Origin of the sequence: Pseudoalteromonas sp. SR43-3 (assembly GCF_014163875.1) — a bacterium.
In the GTDB taxonomy this organism is placed as follows: domain Bacteria; phylum Pseudomonadota; class Gammaproteobacteria; order Enterobacterales; family Alteromonadaceae; genus Pseudoalteromonas; species Pseudoalteromonas distincta.
Genome location: NZ_JACJEC010000002.1, coordinates 302,030 through 325,154, shown reverse-complemented (window position 1 = coordinate 325,154; position 23,125 = coordinate 302,030). Strand labels below are relative to the sequence as shown.

The 23,125-nt window shown below is 39.4% G+C and carries 23 protein-coding genes; 10 read left to right on the top strand and 13 right to left on the bottom strand.

Annotated features, from left to right (window positions below):
• Nucleotides 1-21 precede the first annotated feature (21 nt).
• Both H5088_RS03820 and gpmM read right to left on the bottom strand, forming a co-directional pair.
• On the bottom strand, nucleotides 22-1,161 hold the full coding sequence (locus tag H5088_RS03820; RefSeq protein WP_024603730.1) for a murein hydrolase activator EnvC: 1,140 nt from the start codon (nucleotides 1,159-1,161) through the stop codon (nucleotides 22-24).
• Between the two features lie 3 nt (nucleotides 1,162-1,164).
• The gene (gene gpmM / locus H5088_RS03815) at nucleotides 1,165-2,709 is read right to left on the bottom strand and encodes a 2,3-bisphosphoglycerate-independent phosphoglycerate mutase (protein WP_002957786.1); all 1,545 of its coding nucleotides are present in this window, start codon (nucleotides 2,707-2,709) and stop codon (nucleotides 1,165-1,167) included.
• Nucleotides 2,710-3,048: 339 nt separating this feature from the next.
• Here gpmM and H5088_RS03810 point away from each other — a divergent pair, with 339 nt between their 5' ends.
• From H5088_RS03810 to gpsA, 4 genes are read left to right on the top strand one after another with little or no spacing between them, the layout of a single operon-like run.
• On the top strand, nucleotides 3,049-3,480 hold the full coding sequence (locus H5088_RS03810; protein WP_024604567.1) for a rhodanese-like domain-containing protein: 432 nt from the start codon (nucleotides 3,049-3,051) through the stop codon (nucleotides 3,478-3,480).
• Nucleotides 3,481-3,511: 31 nt separating this feature from the next.
• Entirely contained in the window at nucleotides 3,512-3,769 is a 258-nt protein-coding gene (gene grxC / locus H5088_RS03805; protein ID WP_002957783.1) for a glutaredoxin 3, read from the top strand.
• A 34-nt stretch (nucleotides 3,770-3,803) separates the two neighbouring features.
• A complete protein-coding gene (gene secB / locus H5088_RS03800; protein WP_002957782.1) occupies nucleotides 3,804-4,289 on the top strand; it encodes a protein-export chaperone SecB in 486 nt (161 codons plus the stop codon).
• A gap of 3 nt (nucleotides 4,290-4,292) precedes the next feature.
• Nucleotides 4,293-5,300, top strand: a complete 1,008-nt coding sequence (gpsA, locus tag H5088_RS03795; protein WP_024597561.1) for an NAD(P)H-dependent glycerol-3-phosphate dehydrogenase — start codon at nucleotides 4,293-4,295, stop codon at nucleotides 5,298-5,300.
• 68 nt (nucleotides 5,301-5,368) lie between these two features.
• Here the strand turns inward: gpsA and trmL are convergent, their stop codons facing one another.
• On the bottom strand, nucleotides 5,369-5,833 hold the full coding sequence (gene trmL, locus H5088_RS03790) for a tRNA (uridine(34)/cytosine(34)/5-carboxymethylaminomethyluridine(34)-2'-O)-methyltransferase TrmL (protein WP_002957780.1): 465 nt from the start codon (nucleotides 5,831-5,833) through the stop codon (nucleotides 5,369-5,371).
• A gap of 160 nt (nucleotides 5,834-5,993) precedes the next feature.
• On the opposite strand from trmL, the gene H5088_RS03785 reads away from it, so the two are divergent.
• The gene (locus H5088_RS03785; RefSeq protein ID WP_076914922.1) at nucleotides 5,994-6,857 is read left to right on the top strand and encodes a cation diffusion facilitator family transporter; all 864 of its coding nucleotides are present in this window, start codon (nucleotides 5,994-5,996) and stop codon (nucleotides 6,855-6,857) included.
• Here the strand turns inward: H5088_RS03785 and H5088_RS03780 are convergent.
• From H5088_RS03780 to H5088_RS03770, 3 genes are read right to left on the bottom strand one after another with little or no spacing between them, the layout of a single operon-like run.
• The gene (locus H5088_RS03780; RefSeq protein WP_182752231.1) at nucleotides 6,820-7,767 is read right to left on the bottom strand and encodes an alpha/beta fold hydrolase; all 948 of its coding nucleotides are present in this window, start codon (nucleotides 7,765-7,767) and stop codon (nucleotides 6,820-6,822) included. The two genes, H5088_RS03785 and H5088_RS03780, sit on opposite strands and share 38 nt — an antisense overlap.
• Nucleotides 7,768-7,770: 3 nt before the next feature.
• On the bottom strand, nucleotides 7,771-9,186 hold the full coding sequence (locus H5088_RS03775) for an ATP-binding protein (protein WP_182752230.1): 1,416 nt from the start codon (nucleotides 9,184-9,186) through the stop codon (nucleotides 7,771-7,773).
• The gene (locus H5088_RS03770; protein ID WP_182692886.1) at nucleotides 9,164-9,853 is read right to left on the bottom strand and encodes a response regulator; all 690 of its coding nucleotides are present in this window, start codon (nucleotides 9,851-9,853) and stop codon (nucleotides 9,164-9,166) included. The genes H5088_RS03775 and H5088_RS03770 overlap by 23 nt, the downstream gene beginning before the upstream one ends.
• A 165-nt stretch (nucleotides 9,854-10,018) precedes the next feature.
• Here H5088_RS03770 and H5088_RS03765 point away from each other — a divergent pair, with 165 nt between their 5' ends.
• Nucleotides 10,019-10,507, top strand: coding sequence for a periplasmic heavy metal sensor (locus H5088_RS03765; RefSeq protein WP_002957775.1), 489 nt, complete (start codon nucleotides 10,019-10,021; stop codon nucleotides 10,505-10,507).
• 72 nt (nucleotides 10,508-10,579) lie between these two features.
• Here the strand turns inward: H5088_RS03765 and yacG are convergent, their stop codons facing one another.
• From yacG to nadC, 7 genes are all read right to left on the bottom strand, one after another.
• Entirely contained in the window at nucleotides 10,580-10,810 is a 231-nt protein-coding gene (yacG, locus tag H5088_RS03760; RefSeq protein ID WP_024597564.1) for a DNA gyrase inhibitor YacG, read from the bottom strand.
• Nucleotides 10,811-10,911: 101 nt separating this feature from the next.
• Nucleotides 10,912-12,588 carry a type IV-A pilus assembly ATPase PilB gene (gene pilB, locus H5088_RS03755; RefSeq protein WP_002957773.1) on the bottom strand — a complete coding sequence of 559 codons (1,677 nt, stop codon included), beginning with the start codon at nucleotides 12,586-12,588 and terminating at the stop codon, nucleotides 10,912-10,914.
• A 126-nt stretch (nucleotides 12,589-12,714) separates the two neighbouring features.
• Nucleotides 12,715-13,356, bottom strand: a complete 642-nt coding sequence (coaE, locus tag H5088_RS03750) for a dephospho-CoA kinase (protein ID WP_182695578.1) — start codon at nucleotides 13,354-13,356, stop codon at nucleotides 12,715-12,717.
• A 1-nt stretch (nucleotide 13,357) separates the two neighbouring features.
• Nucleotides 13,358-14,251 carry an A24 family peptidase gene (locus H5088_RS03745; protein ID WP_182752229.1) on the bottom strand — a complete coding sequence of 298 codons (894 nt, stop codon included), beginning with the start codon at nucleotides 14,249-14,251 and terminating at the stop codon, nucleotides 13,358-13,360.
• 164 nt (nucleotides 14,252-14,415) lie between these two features.
• The gene (locus tag H5088_RS03740) at nucleotides 14,416-15,642 is read right to left on the bottom strand and encodes a type II secretion system F family protein (protein WP_182752228.1); all 1,227 of its coding nucleotides are present in this window, start codon (nucleotides 15,640-15,642) and stop codon (nucleotides 14,416-14,418) included.
• A gap of 74 nt (nucleotides 15,643-15,716) precedes the next feature.
• The gene (locus tag H5088_RS03735; RefSeq protein WP_310737271.1) at nucleotides 15,717-16,178 is read right to left on the bottom strand and encodes a pilin; all 462 of its coding nucleotides are present in this window, start codon (nucleotides 16,176-16,178) and stop codon (nucleotides 15,717-15,719) included.
• 483 nt (nucleotides 16,179-16,661) lie between these two features.
• Nucleotides 16,662-17,513: a carboxylating nicotinate-nucleotide diphosphorylase gene (nadC, locus tag H5088_RS03730; RefSeq protein WP_182752227.1), complete on the bottom strand. Its 852-nt coding sequence runs from the start codon at nucleotides 17,511-17,513 to the stop codon at nucleotides 16,662-16,664.
• A 326-nt stretch (nucleotides 17,514-17,839) separates the two neighbouring features.
• Here nadC and ampD point away from each other — a divergent pair, with 326 nt between their 5' ends.
• From ampD to aceE, 4 genes are all read left to right on the top strand, one after another.
• Complete coding sequence (gene ampD / locus H5088_RS03725; protein ID WP_182752226.1) at nucleotides 17,840-18,394, top strand: 1,6-anhydro-N-acetylmuramyl-L-alanine amidase AmpD; 555 nt, start codon at nucleotides 17,840-17,842, stop codon at nucleotides 18,392-18,394.
• Between the two features lie 13 nt (nucleotides 18,395-18,407).
• On the top strand, nucleotides 18,408-19,259 hold the full coding sequence (gene ampE / locus H5088_RS03720) for a beta-lactamase regulator AmpE (RefSeq protein ID WP_182752225.1): 852 nt from the start codon (nucleotides 18,408-18,410) through the stop codon (nucleotides 19,257-19,259).
• A gap of 352 nt (nucleotides 19,260-19,611) precedes the next feature.
• Nucleotides 19,612-20,361 (top strand): pyruvate dehydrogenase complex transcriptional repressor PdhR, encoded by a 750-nt coding sequence (gene pdhR / locus H5088_RS03715; RefSeq protein WP_002957764.1) that lies wholly within the window; start codon nucleotides 19,612-19,614, stop codon nucleotides 20,359-20,361.
• Between the two features lie 90 nt (nucleotides 20,362-20,451).
• Complete coding sequence (gene aceE / locus H5088_RS03710; RefSeq protein ID WP_002957763.1) at nucleotides 20,452-23,118, top strand: pyruvate dehydrogenase (acetyl-transferring), homodimeric type; 2,667 nt, start codon at nucleotides 20,452-20,454, stop codon at nucleotides 23,116-23,118.
• Nucleotides 23,119-23,125: the final 7 nt, after the last annotated feature.

Genomic DNA, 23,125 nt, shown 5'->3' with positions numbered 1-23,125 from the left:
GCGGTGCAGCGATTTATCTAATTAAATACGTTTGCACCATTTTACAGGATTTACTGCGCGTCCTTTGTGCCGTATTTCAAAGTATAGACCAGAACTTGCCTGTCCGCCGCTTTGGCCTACTAAAGCGAGGGTTTCGCCTTCACGTACCATATCCCCTACATCTCTTAGTAGCGTTTGAGCGTGGCCATATAGGCTCATAAAACCTTCACCATGGTCTACAACAATTACCCATCCATAACCTTTTAGCCAATCGGCAAATACAACTTGGCCGTTGTGCACGCTATTAATATTAGTGCCTTCTTTTGCACCAATTAACACGCCTTTCCAATCAATACCACCATGCTTACGTTGGCCGAATGTGTGCTCTAACTTGCCTTTGCTCGGCCAGTCTAATTTGCCCTTGCTCTTATTTAGGCCAAGTAATTCTATTTTTTGTGTTTTTTCTTTTTCGAGCTCTTTAATCGTTGTTACTAAAGTTTGTTGGTTTTCTTTTAAATAATTTATTGAGCTTTTAGTGCTGTTGAGCTGAGCTTGTAAGTTTTTAAGATTAGCTTGGCGTTCACTTTGTGCATTAAGTAATGCAGTTTGGCGCCTTTTTTGTTCATCAAATAAAAGCTCTAGTTTTTCTTGCGTTTTAACGAGCTCTTCTTGGTTTTGTACTATTTGCTGTTGAAGATCTTTTAGATCTTCGATTTGTTCAATACGGGCTTTATTTAAGTAATTGTAATAGCTAAGTGTGCGCTCAAACTTGGCTGTGTCTTCTTGATTCAACAGCATTTTAGAGTAGTCGTCGCCACCGGCCATATAGGCACTTTTGAGTTGCGCGGCTAAAATTTTCTGAAACTGAGTGTGTTTTTTATCAAGCTCATCGGCTTTACTTTGTAACTCTTTTTGCTGTGTTTTAGTCTCTTTTACGGATTGCTCTGCCATGTTAAGTGCTTTAGCATTTTTAGCTATATCGAGTTCATGGCTTTTTAGATTTTTTTGTAGCGACGCTATTTTTTTTCTTTGGGCGTTATATTCAGCTTGGCTTTGCTCAAGTGCATTTTGAACCTCTGATAAGTCTTTTTTAGTACGATCTTCATTAGCAACTGCAGATGCAGCCACTAATGAAGTTAGTATCAAACCGCACTTAATTAACCGGTTAATACGTTTGTTCATGTGTTATTTCAACATCATGATAGGCGTACCAGTCATTTCTTTTGGTTGCTCCATACCCATTAAGTGAAGCATTGTTGGGGCTACATCACTCAAGGCTTTACCTTGCATTGGCTCTGCATCGCGACCAACATAAATAAAATGCACCGGTTCGCTAGTGTGGGCAGTATGTGCTTGGCCTGTTTTGAGATCAGCCATTTGCTCAGCATTACCATGATCGGCTGTAATTAGTGCTTCACCACCAAACTCTTCTAGCGCATCAACAACACGTCCGATACAGCTATCTACAGCTTCACAAGCTTTAACAGCGGCTTCAAATACACCTGAGTGACCAACCATATCGCCATTAGGGTAGTTACAAATAATAGCATCGTATTTACCGCTTTTAATTGCTTCTACTAGTTTGTCGGTTAGCATTTCTGAGTTCATTTCAGGTTGTAGGTCGTAGGTTGCTACTTGCGGCGAAGGAATTAGCTCGCGTGTTTCACCTTTAAATTCGCTTTCACGTCCGCCACTAAAGAAAAATGTAACGTGTGCGTATTTTTCGGTTTCTGAAATACGAAGCTGTGTTTTATTATTTTTTTCAAACCATTCACCAAGTACGTTTATTAGTGGTGTAGGTCCAAATGCAACAGGTGCGTCTATATCGGCTGCATACTCTGTCATCATTACAAATGCGCTAAGCTCTGGCGTTCTTTTTTTAGTAAAACCATCAAATTCAGGCTCAACAAAAGCGCGGGTAATTTCGCGGGCTCTATCTGCTCTAAAGTTAGCAAAAATAACGGTGTCGCCATCGTTTATTGAAGCCGGAGTGGCACCTGTTGGCGTAATAGTCGTAGCTGCTACAAACTCGTCGTTTTCGTCGCGCTCGTACGCTGCATTAAGTGCTTCAACACCATTATCAAAATTAAAGTCGCCTTCGGCGAGCGTCATTACGTTGTAAGCTTTTTCTACACGGTTCCAACGGTTGTCTCTGTCCATTGCGTAGTAACGGCCAATAAGTGATGCTAAACGTCCGCACTTAAGTTTACTAAATAACGCTTCAATTCGTTCAATTGATGCTTTTGCGCTACGTGGAGGTGTGTCACGGCCGTCTAAAAATGCATGGAAATAGACTTCTTTAGCACCACGTTTTGCCGCCAGCTCAATACTTGCAACTATATGATCTTCATGGCTATGCACACCACCTGGGCTTAAAAGACCCATTATGTGAACCGCTTTACCAGCACTTACTGCTTTGTCTATGTTTTCAACTAAGGCTGGGGTTGAATCAAACTCGCCATCGTTAATTGCTTTGGTGATACGGGTAAAATCTTGATACACAATGCGCCCTGCACCTAAGTTTACATGGCCAACTTCTGAGTTACCCATTTGACCATCAGGAAGACCAACATCTAAACCCGAAGCCGATATTAATGTGTGTGGGCGGGTGGCCCATAAGTTGTCTAATACAGGTGTGTTAGCTGCAAGAATAGCATTACTTTGCGTATCTTCGCGGTGTCCCCAACCGTCTAAAATCATTAATACCAGTGGTTTTTTATGCTCTGTCATAATAGCTCCTGAAAATTAGTATCTGTTGATGGATACTGTGCACCTAAAAAGGTTTATTAGCGTGGTTTTAGCATACCGTGTTTTTAAGCTAGGATCAGCATTGAAAACAAGATATTAAATTTTTTCACTTATACCTCATTGACTAACCTGAACTCTGCTTGAGATAGATTTATTATCCAGAGTTCTTGTTAACTATATATGGGGGGCTTTATCGTTTTTTAAACGCCTCTAAGTGCTCCTAAACTCGCATTTTAGGTTGGTTTGGGTATACTTGCGTGGCTAAAGTACAAAATCCTTAAAACATCACGTTTTAAAACATAATTTCATAGTGGAAGTAGAATGGAACAATATATTGAATTTATTACAAATCATCCCATTTTAAGCCTTGCTTGGGTTGGTATTGTTTTCCTTATTGTTAGTGGCTGGATAAAAAGTAAGCTTTCAGCTGTTCGTCAAATAAATCCCCAGCAGCTTACGTTACTTATTAACCGTGATGACGGTCAAGTAATCGATATACGTGCGCAAAAAGAGTTTAATGCAGGGCGTATTTCTGGTGCTGAGCACTTAAGCCCAGAGAATGCGAAAAAATCTGACTTTTCAAGCCTTGAAAAGTACAAGACTAAACCCATTATAGTTGTATGTACTACAGGTATGACTGCCCAAGGTACTGCAGCCGCTATGAGTAAAGCTGGTTTTGAACGAGTTTACTTATTAGCAGGTGGCATGGGTGCGTGGCAATCTGCCAGCTTACCAACTACAACAGGTCGCTAATCAGTTTAGCTAGGCCGATAGAGGATTTATTATGAGTAATGTTGTTTTATACACCAAGGCGTATTGTCCATTTTGTCAGCGTGCTCTTTCGCTTTTAAACAGCAAAGGCGTTGAATACACAAATTATGATATTGGTGTGCAGCCTGAGCTACGCGATGAAATGATTGCCAAAGCAGGTGGTGCAAGCACAGTACCGCAAATTTTTATTAATGATGAACATATCGGTGGCTGCGACGACATGATGGCTATTGAAGCGCAAGGTAAACTTGACGCTAAGCTAAACGCTTAATTTAATTATAATAACGAACAAGTTAGGAATAACAATGAACGAAGAAAATCAAAACGTAGCAGCTGCAGAAGCTGGCGCACAATTTACTATTCAACGCATTTACACTAAAGATGTATCGTTTGAAACGCCAAACTCTCCGGCCATCTTTCAAAAAGAATGGACACCAGAAGTTAAGCTAGACCTAGATACACGCTCAAACAAGTTGGACGAAGGTGTATTTGAAGTTGTTTTAGCGCTAACTGTAACTGCATCTATTGGTGAAGAAACTGCGTTCTTATGTGAAATTCAACAAGCAGGTATTTTTACTATTGCTGAAGTTGAAGAAGTGCAACTTGCGCACATGCTAGGTGCATTTTGTCCTAACGTATTATTTCCATATGCACGTGAAGCTGTTTCAAATCTTGTTAACCGTGGTACTTTCCCACAGCTTAACCTTGCGCCAGTTAATTTTGATGCGTTATTTGCACAATACATGCAACAACGTACTGCGCAAGCTGACCAGGCTTCAGCAGACGCATAACTTATGAGTACAGCAACTACAGCTGTTACTGTATTAGGGGCGGGGTCTTACGGCACCGCCCTTGCTATTTGTTTAGCCCGAAATGGTCACCAGGTGACACTTTGGGGAAGAAATAGCGACGACGTTGCCACGCTTGCAGCTGAGCGGAAAAATCAACGTTACTTACCTGATGCTCCTTTCCCAGATACTCTTACTCTTGAAGCTAACCTACAACATGCCGTTGCTAGCAGTGCTATTGTACTTGTTGTTGTGCCAAGCCATGCTTTTGGCGACACGCTTGCGCAGATAAAACCTGCATTGCAAGAGGGTGCTAAAGTAGCGTGGGCAACTAAAGGGCTTGAGCCTAATACTGGACGTTTGTTACAAGAAGTTGCTTTGCAAGAATTGGGTGATGACATACCACTTGCGGTACTTTCGGGTCCTACGTTTGCAAAAGAAATGGCGATGGGGTCACCTACAGCTATTTCAGTGTCTTCTACGTCACCTGAATTTGCGCAGCAACTGGCTGATTTACTTCATTGTGGTCGCTCATTCCGTGTGTATAACAATGATGACTTTATTGGTATACAGCTCGGTGGTGCGGTTAAAAATGTAATTGCAATTGGCGCCGGTATTTCGGACGGTGTAGGTTTTGGTGCTAATGCGCGTACCGCGCTCATTACCCGAGGCCTTGCAGAGCTCACTCGTTTAGGCTGTGCTTTGGGTGCTAAGCCAGAAACCTTTATGGGAATGGCAGGCCTTGGTGATTTAATACTAACCTGTACAGATAACCAATCACGTAATCGTCGATTTGGTTTGGCGTTAGGTAAAGGCGAGAGCGTTGATGCTGCTATTGAGTCTATTGGCCAAGTAGTTGAAGGCTTTAGAAACACTAAAGAAGTGTACTTACTAGCGCAGCGTGCTGGCGTAGAAATGCCAATCACTGAGCAAATTTATAAAGTACTTTATGAAAATAAAGACATGAAAGAAGCCGCTATGGCTCTTTTAGGACGAGAACAACGCGCTGAATAAGCGCTTGAGCTAGGCCTTAACTAAAAAACCGACACTATGTCGGTTTTTTATTGCCTAACGGATTATATTTACTGGGCGTTAGGGAAGCCCAACTGACGCCACGACTCGTAAACAAACACGGCGACTGCATTTGACAGGTTCATACTACGACTATTTGCTTGCATAGGAATACGTACACGCTGATCGTTTGGTAATGCTTGAATCATTTCATCAGGCAGGCCGCGTGTTTCAGGACCAAATACCAAGCAGTCGCCAGCTTCGTAACTTGCTTCATGATGAAATTGACTGCCTTTAGTTGTACAGGCATACACTTTTTTAGGTTTGCATTTCTCAAGGTAGTCCTCAAATGAGGCATGGCGTTGAACATGGCTAAATTCATGGTAATCAAGGCCCGCACGTTTCACGCGTTTATCGTCCCATTCAAAACCTAATGGCTCAATTAAATGTAATGCATAGCCAGTATTGGCACATAGGCGAATAATATTACCTGTGTTAGGCGGTATTTCAGGTTGGTATAAAACAATATCCAGCATAATGAGCCTTATAAAATAATCTGTAGTTTGACGAAGGGCAGTATACACGAAACCTTTTAAAAAAATGATATACTCAACACATTCAATACAGTGATTAATGGATACACGCGTGCATAACCGTAGCTACGAATTTTGGGTTAAAACTTCCAGCATTGTTACCATGGTCATGGTTAGCTTAATGATCGGCGCAAAAACATGGGCCTGGCTGGCTTCTGGCTCGGCTTCAATGCTTGGCTCGTTAACTGATTCGTTAATGGATATTACTGCCACCGCTATGAGCTTTTTAGTGTTGGGTTACGCACTGCGCCCAGCAGATGATGACCATAGATTTGGGCACGGAAAAGCTGAAGCACTTGCAGGACTTGGCCAAGCCGCATTTATTGCTGGATCAGGTTGCCTACTTGCTTTTCATGGTATTGAGCGATTATTTAACCCTATACAGTTAAGCCATTCTTTATTAGGTGTGTGGGTAAGTATTTTTGCTATTGCGTGTACGCTCGTCATTGTATTTGTACAAAACAAAGTGGTTAAGTATACCGATTCAATTGCTATAAAAGCCGACTCAGTACATTACAAAGGCGATTTAATATTAAACGCTGCTGTGCTGTTAGCTATTTTGTTAGCTTATTATGGCGTGTTGTATGCAGATCCTATTTTTGCAATAGGTGTAGCGGGTTACTTACTTTATAACAGCTGGGATATAGCTCGCGATAGTGCCGATCATTTAATGGATAAAGAGCTACCTGATGATGAAAAACAAAGCATATTTGACATAGCCAGAGCCCATGCTGATGTGCATGGCGTGCATGATATTCGTACTCGCCAAGGCGGAAAAGTTAAGTTTATTCAAATGCACTTAGAGCTTGATGATCATTTAAGCTTGATTCGCGCGCACAATGTGGCTGATGAAGTAGAGGCAATGCTCAAAGAACGTTTTGAGTCTGAGGTAGATATACTGATCCACCTCGACCCTTTGTCAGTACTTGTTAAGCCGTCACCGACTCACAAAATTGATAAAAGTTAGTTAATAGCGGCTTTCGAATTTCGTCACGTTCAAAAAGTAGCTCGTGTTTAGCGCCTTCAAAACTTTCAATCGTTGCATGAGCATGCCTTTTTGCAATACTGTACTGTGCTTCGTTGTTTACCACTGTATCGCTAGCTGCACTTGCTATAAACAAAGGGATTGATACGTTTAGGTTATCAACAGACTTTAAAAACGATATTGTAGCTGCTAGCCAGCCAAACGTAACGCCACCTAATTGTATGTTAGGTTCTAATTTATAGGTTTGCCTAAAGTAGGTGTAACGCTTCTCACTGCTAGTAAGTACGTTTTCGGTAAATGGGATCGGGTTGTAGTTGCCTTGTCCAAATGCATAGCAAGAGTGTAAACCAAGTAAAGTGGCTAATTTAACAATAAACTTCGTTGGTATTTTTGGTACGTCTTTTGTAAAAATATCAAACATAGGAGCAGACAAAAACACGCCTTTATAGCTATTTTCAAATTTTGCTAAATAATCAATAGCAATGGCGCCACCCATTGAATGAGCTAGCATGACTTTTTTACCTTGCCAATGCTTTGAAACTATTTGCTGATCAAAGTTATTTAGGTCACTGCTGTAGTTATTATAATGTTTTACAAAGCCTTTATGTTTATTTTTAAGGTGCCTGTAAGAGCGGCCCTGACCTTGATGATCCATAATAAACACAGCAAAATTATTACTATACAGCTCCCATAGCAGTTCTTTATATTTTTCTAGGCCTTCAATACGCCCTGTACTTACTACTATTGCGGTTGTCGCGTTTTTAGGGATTGCGTATGCGTAAAATAGCTTTCCTGATGGCGTATCTAAGTAGCTTTTAATTAAATTTTCAGTATAAAAAACATTAATGGCCTCTTGATTGCTCTCAAGCTGGGCTTCTGAACTATAAAACATGCTTTACTCTTTTATTAATGGCAAGGTTATATTAGCACACAAGCCACCTAGTTCTTTATTTGATAATACTAAACTGCCACCATGCGCAGTAATAGCATTTTTAGCAATCGCCAGCCCTAAACCCGTACCACCACTTACGCGATCCCGCGCATCTGATTGCCTAAAAAAGGGCTCACAAAGCTTGCTCAGTTGATCATCGGGCACACCAGAGCCATCATCACATATTTCTATATAAATGGCATCTGTGTGCTTTAGAGTAATGCTAATTGTATTGTTTGCGTATTTAATAGCGTTACGAAGTAGGTTTTCAAGCGCACTGGCAATAAGTGTTTCGTCGCAATTAATATTTACCTCTACAGCGCCCACTATATTTAGCTGCTTATTATTTTGTTTTGCTTCAAACTGCGCATCGTTAATAACGTGATCTACAATTATTTGTAATGATTGTTTTTGCAGTGAAAGCGCTTGGCTTTTTGCTTCTAAGCGAGAAACTTGCAGCACGTCTGCAATCATCTTATCAAGTTGGTTTGCTTCTTTTTCTATGCGTAATAAATACGATTGGCTAGCGTCGTTAGCTTGCATTTGCGCAAGACCGGTAGCCATTTTTAAACGCGTAAGGGGCGAGCGTAACTCATGTGATATGTCGGCTAATAAGCGTTTTTGTGAACTAATTAAAAGCTCTAACTGATTGGCCATACTGTTAAAGTCTCGCCCAAGTATTCCTAGCTCATCTTTTCGGTTTACAGAAATGTCGGCTCTTGCGCTTAGGTTGCCCGCTGATAGTTTAATAGCTGCTTTTTTAAGACTATTTATAGGGGCTATTAAGTTACGGCTAAATACAAAGCTTAAAATAAGAGAGGCAACAATTGCGATGACTATTTTCATCCAATTAGGCATAAGCTTAAAGCGCATTAATAGCGGCGGTTGATGGTTAATATCTATTTCATAAAGATAAAAACTCCCTTCAGGCACGTTTATATTAACAGGGCCGAAGGCTTGATATTTTTCAGTAAAAATAATTTGTGGTGACATATTTTGAGTAAAGTTTAATAAACTTAAGTCGATGCTCTCTGGCACCTCTTTACTACTAAGGGAGTCTTCGCTTTGAGCTGCGCTTAAGTATAAAAGTTTACGCTTTGATAGGCGAGGGTGTACTAATACATCGCCTAGGCTGCGCTTATGTTTAATAGCAGTGCGCTCAATACTTTTGGCGGTATATATTAAGTTTTTTTTCATTGGGCCATAAAGCGGCTCGTTAGTTACCGCGTTAATAGCGGTAATGTTACTTAAAAATATAAGCGCTGCAACGGTGCCGATTATAGTTAACCAAAACCAAATAAATATTTTAAAAAACAGGTAGTGCCCAGGGTGTTTTAACCAAGCAAAGTAAGTGCTTTTATTCGCCTTGGATAAAGACATAACCCGTACCTCTCATTGTTTTAATTCGCTCACCTGGAATATGCTCTGCTATTTTTTTACGGATATTACTTACATGCATATCGATAGAGCGATCAAAAGAAGCTAAGCGCCTACCTAGTACTTCTTCACTAATTTGCTCTTTACTAACCACTTCACCTGCATTTTTACACAATAGCGTGAGTATTTCGTACTCTGTACCAGTAAGCGTTAGTGTAGAGCCGTCTATTGAGGCTTCTCGAGCTGCAAGGTTAACAGTAATGCCATTAACGAGTAACTTACTCGTTGTAGCTATATTTAAACTATTAATGTGCTCTATACGGCGAGTTATCGCTTTTACGCGGGCTAGTAATTCACGATGATTAAAAGGCTTTGGAATGTAATCGTCAGCGCCTAGCTCTAGACCAAAAATACGGTCAAAGTCTTCACCTTTTGCTGTAAGCATTATTACCGGTGTGAGTTTTGTTTGCCTAAGTTGTTTAAGTACTTCAAAACCATCAAGCGTTGGTAACATTACATCTAGCAATATAAGGGCGTAGTCATTTGCTTGTGCTAGTTTAAGGCCTTGTTCACCGTCGTGTACGCTTTGTATTTCAAACCCTTGGGCAGTTAAATATTCACTTAATAGCTCACAAAGGCCAGTGTCATCATCAATCATTAATAGTTTCATTTACAAACCCTTAGAGTTGTTTATAGCGTTATTTTACCCGCTAAATAGTGCAAAGGTGAATCTTTACACAACCTTTACACTGCTTTGCGTTACTTTGCGTTGAGTTAGGTATAGTTAACTCACTGGCTTAGCAGCCACAACCAACCCAATATTAAGGTAATGATTATGACTAAATTAAACACACTTTCAAAATTAGTACTTATCTGTGGCTTAGCAACAGCAACGCTTGGTGCTGGTAGCGTGTTAGCTAAAGGCGACGGACATAAGCAAGGCCATTCTCAAGCTCGTTTTTTACTTTCTGAGCGCGGCGTTGAAAAATTAAACCTAACAGATGAGCAGCAAACTAAGCTAAAGGCTATTTTTGAAGCGCAAAAAACACAAATGAAAGCTCTGCGTGGCGACGATAAAGAAGCCCGTAAAGCGATGCGTGAAGCGCACAAAGCAAAAATGGATGCATTACTTTCGGCTGCGACATTTGACGAAAATGCAGCAAAAGAGCTATTAAATGAACGTCATGCAAAAGGTGAGCAATTTGGTTTAATTAAACTAAAAACACAACACCAAGTAATGCAAGTGCTTAACGCTGAGCAAAAAGAGAAGTTTGCTAAAATGCAAAAGCGTATGAATAAAAAGCACCGTAAACAAAAAAGTTAATTTTACTTTTTTGTAAATACTAAAAAACCAGCGTAATGCTGGTTTTTGTATTTAGGGCATTATGAAGATAAATTATTTAAAAAAGTCATCTTCATTTTTAGCCATCATTGCCTCAATATCTTCTATCATGTCTTGGCTAAACTCTTGTGCCGAGGTGATTGGTGCAGAAATTTTATTATTTTCGAACGACCATTCACCTAAATCAATTAGTTGGCAGCGCTTTGAGCAAAAAGGGCGAAATGGGCTTTGCTCTGACCATTCAACTTTAGTTTTACAGGTTGGGCAGTTTACAACAGTAGGCATAAATTACTCTCTACAAATTTTTGGTGCATATTACATTACTTAGATATGAGTCTCTAGCTATAAGGCTCTGAGCTTAGAGCCTTATCTTTTACTGTGGGACTTTAAAAATTGGTTACGCGGTTTATTTCACCAAGGGATGTAAGGCCATCGGCTGCTTTGCGTAAACCCGATAAACGTAAATTATTAAAACCGGCTTTAAGTGATACCTCTGCTATTTCAAGCGAATTTCCACCGCGCATAATAATTTGGGCAATTTCAGGAGTAATTTGCATTACTTCGTAAATACCCACACGCCCTTTGTAACCATCAGTACAGCTATCACACCCTTTAGGCATATATAACGTCATTTCTTCAATTTGCTCGGCACTAAATCCTTGGCGAGCCAGTTCTTCACTCGGAAGTTGTTCTGGCGTTTTACATTTAGGGCACAAGCGACGTGCTAAACGCTGGGCTATAATTAAGCTAATCGAACTTGCTACGTTATAAGCAGGCACACCCATATTTAATAAACGAGTGATTGTTTCCGGCGCTGAGTTTGTATGCAATGTTGATAAAACCAAGTGACCTGTTTGCGCCGCTTTTATTGATATTTCTGCGGTCTCTAAGTCACGTATTTCACCTACCATAACTACATCAGGATCTTGACGTAAAAATGCGCGCAGTGCGTTGGCAAAAGTCATGTCGGCTTTAATATTTATTTGTACTTGGTTTACACCTTCAAGGTTAATCTCAACCGGATCTTCCGCAGTACTAATATTACGCTCAGGTTGGTTTAGTATATTTAAACCTGTGTATAGCGATACTGTTTTACCAGAACCCGTTGGCCCTGTTACAAGTATCATCCCTTGAGGCTGGGCAAGCGCGTCCATGTAGAGCTTTTTCTGCTCAGGCTCATAGCCTAATACATCAATGCCTAACATAGCGCTTGATGAATCAAGGATACGCATTACTATTTTTTCGCCCCACAAGGTAGGCATGGTACTTACACGAAAGTCGATACTTTTGCGTTCAGTAATTTTTAGCTTTATACGACCATCTTGTGGTTTGCGTTTTTCGGCAATATCGAGTCGCGACATTACTTTAATACGCGCAGAAAGCTTGGTTGCTAATGTATTAGGTGGGCTTGCCACTTCATGCAAAATGCCATCAATACGAAAGCGAATACGGTACTTGTGCTCATACGGTTCAAAATGTAAATCAGAGGCGCCTTTTTTAATGGCATCCATTAAAATTTTGTTGATATATACGATGATAGGCGCATCATCTTTATCGTCATCTTGTGGTGCTGTATCTCTTTGGCTTTCTGAGTCTAAATCAGCAAATTCTTGAAACTCGTCATCAGTTAGATTTAAGCTGCCAGTGGCATCTAGCAACTGCTCAATTTTGTTATCGAGTTGAATATAATCAACAACAACAATTTCGCATGAAAGACCGGTACTAAACTCAAAGTTTTCGAATGCGCCGTAATCTGTTGGGTCTGATGCTGCTATATAAACTTTTCGATCTTTTTGAACAAGCGGCAAAATATGATGTTTACGTATAAGTTTTTCTTTTACGAGATCGGCCGGGATTCTTGTAGGATCAAAGTCTTTTAAATCAAAATAAGGTACGCGAAACAAATCAATGCATTGTTCAGCTAAATCTTTACTATCGATTTTTCCACATTTAGAAATAAGCTCAGCTGTTGAGGCAAATTCATTTTGTTTGTTTTTAACCGTGTCGGCATCAATGCGGCCAAGGGTTATAAATTTTCTCAATAACGGTGAGTTAATATTCATTGCGCACCTGTTTTATTCCTTCAATAGTAAGCAATTTATCAGAAAAAAGAAGGTGATTACATCACCTTTCATTCTTTGTTGTGATTTTACTAACTAAAATACGAGTTTGTGTGAGTTAGGACAGTGTTAATGTGAGTTAGTTTTGTTGTGTAATGCATATTGTAGGTACTTTTTATGCAGATCAACAAGTTCTATATGCACTAGGTTTAAACTACGGTCGTTATTTAAAATATCATCCGCTTTTTGCTGTTTATCGGCACGTGACATTTGCGAGGCAATAATACTTTTAACTTGCTCACGACTTGTGTTGTCACGTTTTGCTGTACGCGCTATTTGTACACAGCTTGGTACGTCAATAAGTAAGGTATGGTCGCAATATTTATCAAGGTTGTTTTCAAATAATAAAGGCGCTACTAAAACAACATAAGGGCTAGTTGCACTATTTAAATCGTTTAGTATTTTTAACCGAATAAGAGGGTGTAGCAACGCATTAAGCCATTCTTTGTCACTGTTGTTAGTGAATATTTTTGCGCGCAATTCTGCTCTATTTAATGTGCCATCAGGCAATAAAATATCTTTGCCAAAGTGTGCTGTAATCGCTTTTAGCCCTTTGCTATTTGGGAGTACGACTTCACGCGCAATTATATCGGCATCAACTATTGTAATACCAAGCTCTTCAAACATGTTACTGATGGCCGTTTTACCACAGCCAATACCGCCTGTTAAGCCTAATACCCAGCTGTTTACTTTAGTTATTTGCTCACTCATTTTAATAACCTATTAAATTAAAATAAGCGCCTTGAATTTGGTTGCCCCAAAGCATAGTGATCCAGCCTGCTATCGCTAAATAAGGGCCAAAAGGGATAGGGGTCGCTTTGTCTTTACCTTGTATGCTCAACAGCGCAATACCTATAATGGCACCTACTATGCTCGAAAGCAGAATAATAGTAAGTAATGACTGCCAGCCAAGTAATGCCCCAAATACAGCGAGTAGTTTAAAGTCGCCATAACCCATGCCTTCTTTACCGGTTAATAACTTAAATAGCCAAAACACGCTCCATAGACTTAAATAACCACAAGCTGCACCAATAATTGCATCGGTTGGTGTAATTGTGTAACCCATTACAGAAGCAATAAGTGCAAGCCATACTAGCGGAAGTGTAAGTTGATCTGGCAGTAACATGTGGTCAATATCAATAAAGGTCAGAGCTACCAATATCCACGTTACAAAAATATATAAAAGGGCTTGCTCGGTCGCACCAAAGCTATAGGCAACAATTAAACTTAATAGGGCAGTAATTAGCTCTACAGCAGGGTATCGGACCGAAATAGGATTACTGCAGCTTGCGCATTTACCTTTAAGTATTAACCAACTAATAATAGGAATATTCTGCCAAGGCTTAATGGCTGTTTTGCATTTAGGGCAGGTAGAGTTGGGTTTTACTAAGTTAAAAGGCTTATTGATATTGGCTTGTTTAGATTTATTAGCTGAAAGCTCATCATCTAGCAATATGCGGCATTCGCTTTGCCACTCACGTTGCATCATCAACGGTAAGCGATAAATAACCACATTTAAAAAACTACCAATACATAAACTAATTAAGCCAATAGTGGTTAAATAAAACCACAACTGGCTTTGCATTACTTCAATAATACTTTGCATTATGTTACCTGAAAACTGTTCTAAAAGATTAAGTGTCTAAAAATTAAGTGAAATTATTATCACAAAGAGAAGTGAAAGAGAGTAAATGAGAAGGCATTAATAGCTATACCTTAACAAAAAAGTAAGCCTCTCTTTTATTTCCTGTAAATTGTTATTCTTGGTAATTAAATAACAGAGCCAAGTTGGAAAATAGGTAAGTACATCGCAACAATCAAGCCACCAACAAGTACGCCAAGTACAGCCATAATAAGTGGCTCAAGTAGGCTTGAAAGGCCGTCTACCGCATCATCAACTTCTTGCTCGTAAATAGTCGCTACTTTAGCAAGCATGCCGTCTAGTGAGCCAGATTCTTCACCAATCGCGACCATTTGTATTACCATATCAGGGAATATTTTTGAGTTACGCATTGCCCAGTTCATCTGATTACCAGAACTAACCTCAACTTTAATATCTAAGATGGCATATCGGTACACTGCGTTACCTGAAGCACCTGCGGCAGAGTCAAGCGCATCAACCAGCGGCACACCTGCAGCAAACGTAGTCGAAAGAGTTCGCGCATAACGAGCAACAGCGGCTTTATTTAAAATCATGCCAATAACAGGCAGTTTTAGTATAGCCCTGTCTGTAGCATCTCTGAGCTTTAAACTTCTTAAACTTGCCTCTTTAAATATCCAACCTGCCGCAACTACGGTAATTAGCGCAACCCACCAATACTCTTGCATAAAATCAGAAATACCAATTACAAATAAAGTAAATGCAGGCAGCTCTGCACCAAACCCATTGAAAATCTCTTGAAATTGAGGAACTACAAATATAAGCAAAATTGAGGTAACAATTAGCGCAATAACTAAGACTGCGATAGGGTAAAACATCGCTTTTTTAATTTTAGCTTTTAGCGCTTCAGACTTTTCTTTATATAGGGCTACACGGTCAAATATTTTATCAAGCGCACCCGATTGCTCACCAGAGGCTACAAGGTCGCAATATAAGTCATCAAAATAGCGGGGATGTTTTCTTAAGGCTGTAGATAATGGTTGGCCCGCTTTTACTTCATCCGCAATGGTTTCCATTAACTTGGCCACACTTTTGTTAGTAGACCCAGTTCCTATCATTTCGATAGATTGAATTAGTGGTACACCTGCCATCAGCATAGTTGCTATTTGTCTGGTTACTAAGGCTATGTCTTTAGGGGTGATCTTTTGAATACGCGAGCCAAATAAAGATTTTGGCTTTCTTTTTACTTTTGATGGGGTTATGCCTTGCTTTCTAAGCTGTGCTTTTACTAAAGCGATACTACTGCCTGATAGTTCACCTTCTAGACGTTTTCCTCGAGCGCTAACACCTATCCATTGAAATGTATCTAGCTTATTTTTCCCTGAGTTTTTTGCCATGTATAATTTCCAAGTGTTAATTTCAATTAAAAAGGTAGCTAAGATTAGCTACCTTTTTAGAATTTTAACTTAGATTAAATTTGACAAGAGCTTGGAACGTATTTATTGCTAGTAGCTGCACCTACTTTACATTCCCAGCTAATTTGGCCTGATGGAGGTGTGCCAGCTACAAGTGCTGCACCAGCAGTAGTTCCGTCGTTACCAGATGTTGGAGTCATTGTTAGTGATACTTCACCAGCTTTAGTTGTAGTTTTTACTTTTATTTCACCTGTAGTATCACTAATCTTTACAGCTTCACAGTTTTCAGTTTCGCCATTGGCAGTAAAACCTGAACTGAAAGCAGAGCCCTCTGATGCATTCATTGCAACAGTTGTTTTTGCTGAACTCATTAGATTGATACATTCTGAAACTCGAGCTTTAACAGTATAATCTTGGTATGCAGGTAATGCTACTGCAGCAAGAATACCGATGATTGCTACTACAATCATTAATTCAATTAGGGTGAAACCCTGTTGTTTTTGAGTCATTGTTTTCATGTTTCCTCTCCTAAAGGATAGATTTTTGTAACTTAAATCACTTAAGCGGCAAAATGCCTCACTTAATTTAACTGATTTACTTTACAGTTTTACTTAAAATTAATTTTATTACACTTTAGCTTTAGAGTATGAAACACAAAAGCCGAATGTGAATTCATTATGTTTAGTACTAATTATAAAAGTTTACTAAATGCACTACATGTTGTAGCAACAAATAGTATAGGCATAAAGTAAGTAGTTTAGTTGCTTTAGTTTTTAATTATGTCTTTAAAAACTAAAGGTACTAGTTATTTATGACTACCTTTTTAAATAAAATAGTACAACAGAATTAGTCTACCATTTTATTTTAGTATTTAGCACGTATCTTATTATAAAAAAGCTATTTTATTTAACAATTTGTTACAAAGTAAGCCTTTTGGGTTATTTAATGCTTTTTTACTTAACTTGTCAATTAATTAGCGGTATTAATTACCCATTATTGCTTTAAAATTGTTCAAAACGCATCGACAAATCGATTGATTGTAAGTTTTTTGTTAATGCCCCGCTTGATATAAAATCGACACCTGCTTGTGAATAAGTTTTGAGCGTTTCTAGGGTCATATTGCCTGAAACCTCTAGTTTTGCGCGCTTATTGGTTAAAATTACAGCTTGCTTAATTTGCTCTACGCTAAAGTTGTCTAGCATAATTATGTCGGCGCCAGCTTCAATTGCTTGCTTAAGTTCTGGGAGGGACTCTACTTCTACTTCGACAGGTTTGTTTGGGTGATTTTGTTTAGCCTGAGTTACGGCTTTGTTTATTGTGCCACAAGCCGCTATATGATTTTCTTTAATTAAAAATGCGTCAAATAAACCAATACGATGATTTGCACCGCCGCCACATTTTACTGCGTATTTTTGAAGTGCTCTAAGGCCTGGTATGGTTTTGCGTGTATCGAGTAGTTGCGTTGTTGTGCCGCTTAGCTCTTTTACATAATGTGCTGTAGTAGTGGCTGTGCCCGATAACGTTTGCACAAAGTTAAGTGCAGTTCGCTCGGCAGTTAATATTGAACGAGCTGAACCAGTGGCTGTAAATAATGTGCTGTTTGCTTTAACTGCGTCGCCATCATTAATAAGTACATTAACCTTAACGCTTGGGTCTACTTGTTTAAATACTTCAAGGATGATGTCTTTTCCGCAAAAAATACAGTCTTCGCGGGTGATTACTTTGGCGTTTGCTTGCTCATTTTGAGGGATCAATTGCGCGGTAATATCGCCTTCTTGTGCGGTTTGATAATTTAAATCTTCGTTAAGTGCTAGAGTAACAAGCTGAGTAATAAGAGTGTGCGAAATAGACATGGAATGCTCATAAGCGTTAATAAATTAAGCAAATTTTACTATGTTTATAAAAGAAAGAGAAGCGATTGCCTTTTCACCAATATAAAGATAAGCGCGTATAGTAAATTAGTATCTACGTGTGGGTTTGTATTATCTGTAGGTGAGGTTTTATACCTCGCTTTTAATTTTAAAAGTTACGTAACATGAGCGGACTTAAATTAGCACCTACGTGTGGGTTTGAATTATTTGCAGGTAAGGTTTTATACCTGTTTGTTACTATCATTGTTTTAATAAATCCTTTAGCATCAGTACTATGTATATCTTGATATTTATATAATAAACGTATCATGAAAATAGATTTAAACGGTGTTTTAAGTACTGTAGCGCAGCGGCCTTGTTCGCATTTTGATGAACGCCCTGATGAGGCTGATATTTCTTTATTGGTTATTCACAATATATCATTGCCAGCAGGGCAGTTTGGTACCTCTTTTGTTGATGAGTTATTTATGGGTAGCATTGACTGCAATGCTCACTCGAGTTTTAGTGACTTAAAAAATTTACGTGTGTCGGCCCATTGCTTTATAAAGCGCACCGGTGAGGTTATACAATACGTGCCTTTTGAAAAACGTGCTTGGCATGCCGGGCAATCTGAGTTTGAGGGCGTATCTGCTTGTAATAACTTTAGCATTGGGATTGAGCTTGAAGGTACCGACACCACGCCATACTCTTTAGCGCAATACGAAGTATTAGCTACACTTAGTAAATCTATAATACAACGCTATCCAAAAATTACCCCTTCGCGTATTGTTGGGCATTGCGATATTGCCCCGGGACGTAAAACCGATCCTGGCAGTAGCTTTAATTGGCCATTGTTTTTTAATATGCTTGAACAACTAAGTTAAGAGAGTTATTCCCATGATTTTAGTTTCTATAATAATTGCATTAATTCTGGAGCGTTTAGGAGCTCGGTCTAATTACTGGCAGATAAGCTATTACACAAATGGTTATTTAAATCGCTCTAATAAGCTACTAGGTGACAAAGGCTTATTTAGTTCTGCTCCGGGCTTTTTAATTTGGCTGTTACTTCCAGTAATAGCAATAGCGTTTATTTATTGTTTATCTGATTTTGTACTATGGCAGTTAGCTATTAATATTGCTGTGCTTTTGGTTTGCTTTGGTTGTGCCAAGCAGCGTGCTTTATATAAGTCTTACTTAAATGCCTTAACGCGAGATGATGGTACTGCTGCATCTTTATATGCGCTGCAAATAGGTCAAAAGCGTACTGATGATCAAGATGGTGGTGAAACCTTTGGGCAAACATTGGCATGGGTAAACTTTAGATTTTACTGTGCGGTGATTTTTTGGTTTGTTGTTTTAGGTGCGCCGGGCGCAGTTTTATATGCACTGGTACGTACTTTAGCTGATTTAGTACGAGAAGATCATAAAGTAATATTTGCTAAGCGTTTTAAACTTATACATAAACTACTGTTCTGGCTTGACTGGTTGCCTGCACGCATCACCAGCTTTGGTTATTTAGTAATAGGTAACTTTAATAAAGGCACAAGTTGTTGGCTACGTTACGTACTTAACTTTAAATCTCCAAATCGCGAAGTAGTAACATGTACTGCACTTGCTGCAGAGCGAGTTGAAAAGCGTTATTACGGCTGTACTTACGAGGCCACTTGTATGATTAAACTTGTTAAGCGTAATGTATTATTTTACTTAGTACTTATAGCGTTGCTTACATTATTTGGTGGGCTGTCTTAAGTTAATACTTTTTTAATAAAGTACCTTATGCAATGTAAGGTGCTTTAATCTCTTCCTGCAGTTTTTAAGTACAATAAAATAGAGCTAATATTCTAATTTATTCTGGTCAGACCAATTGTTTTCATCCCAAATACGTTATAACAATTTTTGTAAATTGCGCATTGTTTGATCTTCGTTCAAAATGCGTTACGCTACTTTAATTGCTCAAACTACCTGTAAATTGACAGCTAATAGTGTTTTTGATACCGTATTGAAAATTTTTGGTATGACCAATTTACCTTTTGGGTAAATCATACTACTTAAAGCCCCGTTTTATGGGCTCTTGGTATTTATACAACGCGGACGTTGATTCATGTCTTTAAAGATTAAAGCGGCAAAATTATCTGATGTTATTTTACAGCAACTTGAGAATATGATTCTTGAAGGCTCGTTAGCACCAGGTGAAAAGTTGCCACCAGAGCGTGAACTAGCAAAGCAGTTTGAAGTGTCTCGCCCGTCACTGCGTGAGGCAATTCAAAAATTAGAAGCGAAAGGTTTAGTTACGCGTCGCCAAGGTGGCGGCACGTTTGTAAAAAATCAGCTCGAAGAAGGGCTTACTGATCCACTTTTTGATTTGATTAGTAAACACCCTGAGTCGCAGTTTGATTTACTTGAATTTCGTCATGCATTAGAAGGGATTGCTGCTTACTACGCAGCACTGCGCGGGACCAGCAACGATTTTAGCAAAGTAAAACAAAGCTTTGATGAAATTGCCTTAGTTAATGATGATTTACAGCAAAAAGCAAAAGCAATTAATGCATTTCACTTTAGCGTGGCAGAAGCCTCGCACAATGTGGTGTTACTGCATTTAGTTAGAGGTATGAAAGCGCTGCTTGAGCAAAATGTATTGCAAAATTTAACTGTTTTATTAAAAAAGTCAGATATTAGCAGTCAGTTAGCCCAACACAGGCGTTTATTAATGGATGCCGTTATTGACGGTAATCCAGAACAAGCCCGTTTAGCAAGTAATGCGCACTTAGCATTTATCGAAGAAGCACTACTTGAAGCAGGCAAAGAACATTCGCGAATTGAACGTAGTTTAAGACGCACTAAACAAAATTAAGTTAGTACATAACTACTTTGAACACACAAATTAAGTAGCTGTGATATTAAATTAACAATATTCGTATTTTAAACATAAGGAAACCTCCATATGTCTGAAGTCAATAAAATTGACGTAGACGCGCTAGAAACACAAGAGTGGTTACAAGCTCTTGAATCAGTTGTGCGCGAAGAAGGTGTTGAACGAGCTCAGTTTTTACTTGAGCAAGTATTAGAGCAAGCCCGTTTAGACGGCGTTGATATGCCAACGGGTATTACCACGAACTACGTTAATACTATTCCTGTAGATCAAGAGCCTGCTTACCCAGGTGATGTAAATCTTGAACGTCGTATTCGTTCAATTATACGTTGGAACGCGATTATGATCGTTCTACGTGCATCTAAAAAAGATCTCGACTTAGGCGGCCATATGGCGTCTTACCAATCATCTGCTGCATTTTATGAAGTGTGTTTTAACCACTTCTTTAAAGCACCAAATGATGTAGACGGTGGTGACTTAGTTTATTACCAAGGTCATATTTCTCCAGGTATTTATGCACGAGCATTTGTAGAAGGTCGTTTATCGGCTGCGCAACTAGATAACTTCCGCCAAGAAGTTGATGGCGAAGGCTTACCATCGTACCCACACCCTAAGTTAATGCCTGAGTTTTGGCAGTTCCCTACGGTATCAATGGGCTTAGGTCCTATTTCATCAATTTATCAAGCACGCTTCTTAAAATACTTAGATGGTCGTGGCTTAAAAGACACTAAAAACCAACGTGTATATGCGTTTTTAGGTGACGGTGAAATGGATGAGCCAGAATCACGTGGTGCTATTTCTTTCGCTGCACGTGAAAAACTAGATAACCTTTGTTATTTAATTAACTGTAACTTACAGCGTTTAGATGGCCCAGTTATGGGTAACGGTAAAATTATTCAAGAGTTAGAAGGCTTGTTTAAAGGCGCTGGCTGGAACGTAATTAAACTAGTGTGGGGCAGCGGTTGGGATATTCTGCTTGCTAAAGACACAACAGGTAAATTACTACAATTGATGAACGAAACAATTGATGGCGATTACCAAACATACAAAGCTAAAGATGGCGCATACGTTCGTGAGCATTTCTTTGGTCGCTACCCTGAAACAGCTGCCCTTGTTGCAGATATGACAGATGACGAAATTTTTGCGCTTAAGCGTGGTGGTCATGAGCCATCAAAACTATTTGCTGCATTTAAAAAAGCAGAAGAAACAAAAGGTCGTCCAACTGTAATTCTTGCTAAAACTGTAAAAGGTTACGGCATGGGTGAAGCAGCTGAAGGTAAAAACATTGCGCACCAAGTGAAAAAAATGGACATGTCGCATGTTGCACATTTACGTTCACGCCTTGGTCTTGATGACTTAGTATCTGAAGAGCAATTAAAAGAATTACCATACCTAGAGCTTGAAGAAGGTTCACCTGAGTACAAGTACCTACATGCGCGTCGTGATGAGCTTAAAGGTTACACACCTAAGCGTATTCCACGTTTTAGTGAAAAACTTACGTTGCCAGAAGTAGATGCATTTAAGCCACTACTTGAAGAGCAAAAGCGTGATATATCTACTACTATGGGCTTTGTTCGTGCACTTAATATCTTATTAAAAGATAAAGGCATTGGTAAAAATATCGTACCAATTATTGCAGATGAAGCGCGTACATTTGGTATGGAAGGTTTATTCCGTCAAATCGGTATTTATAACCCGCATGGCCAAAACTACACGCCACAGGATCGTGATATTGTTTCTTACTATAAAGAAGCAACTTCAGGTCAAGTATTGCAAGAAGGTATCAATGAGTTAGGTGCTATGTCGTCATGGGTTGCTGCTGCAACATCATACAGCACTAACGATTTACCAATGATCCCATTCTACATTTACTACTCTATGTTTGGTTTCCAACGTGTTGGCGACATGGCATGGATGGCGGGCGATCAACAAGCACGTGGTTTCTTATTAGGTGCTACAGCGGGTCGTACAACGCTAAATGGTGAAGGCTTACAACACGAAGATGGTCACAGCCACATTCTTGCAAACACGGTTCCTAACTGTGTTTCTTATGACCCAACTTACGCGTTTGAAGTTGCAGTTATTGTACAAGACGGTATTCGTCGTATGTACGGTGACGACCAAGAAAATATTTACTACTACCTAACGCTTATGAACGAAAACTACCATCAGCCAGCTATGCCAGAAGGCGCTGAAGAAGGTATTCGTAAAGGTATTTACAAGCTTGAAAGTTACGAAGGTAAAAAAGCCAACGTACAGCTATTAAGCTCAGGTACTATTATGACTGAAGTGCGCAAAGCTGCTTCAATCTTAAGCGAAGAATATGGTATTGCATCAGATGTTTACTCAGTAACATCTTTCAATGAGCTAACGCGTGATGGTCAAGATGTTGAGCGTTTCAACATGCTTAATCCTGAAAGCGAGCAAAAAACAGCATTTATCACAAGCGTATTAAACGACTCTGTGACTGTTGCAGCAACGGATTACATGAAAAACTACGCAGAACAAGCGCGTTCATTCATTCCAAGCAGCAACTACAAAGTGTTAGGTACAGATGGTTACGGTCGTTCTGATAGCCGTGAAAACCTACGTCGTCACTTTGAAGTTAACGCAAGCTACGTTGTTGTTGCTACGTTATCTGAACTTGCTAAACGCGGTGAAGTTGAGAAGTCAGTAGTTGTTGAAGCACTTAAAAAGTTCAACATCGACACTAACAAACTTAACCCACTGTACGCATAAGAGGTTT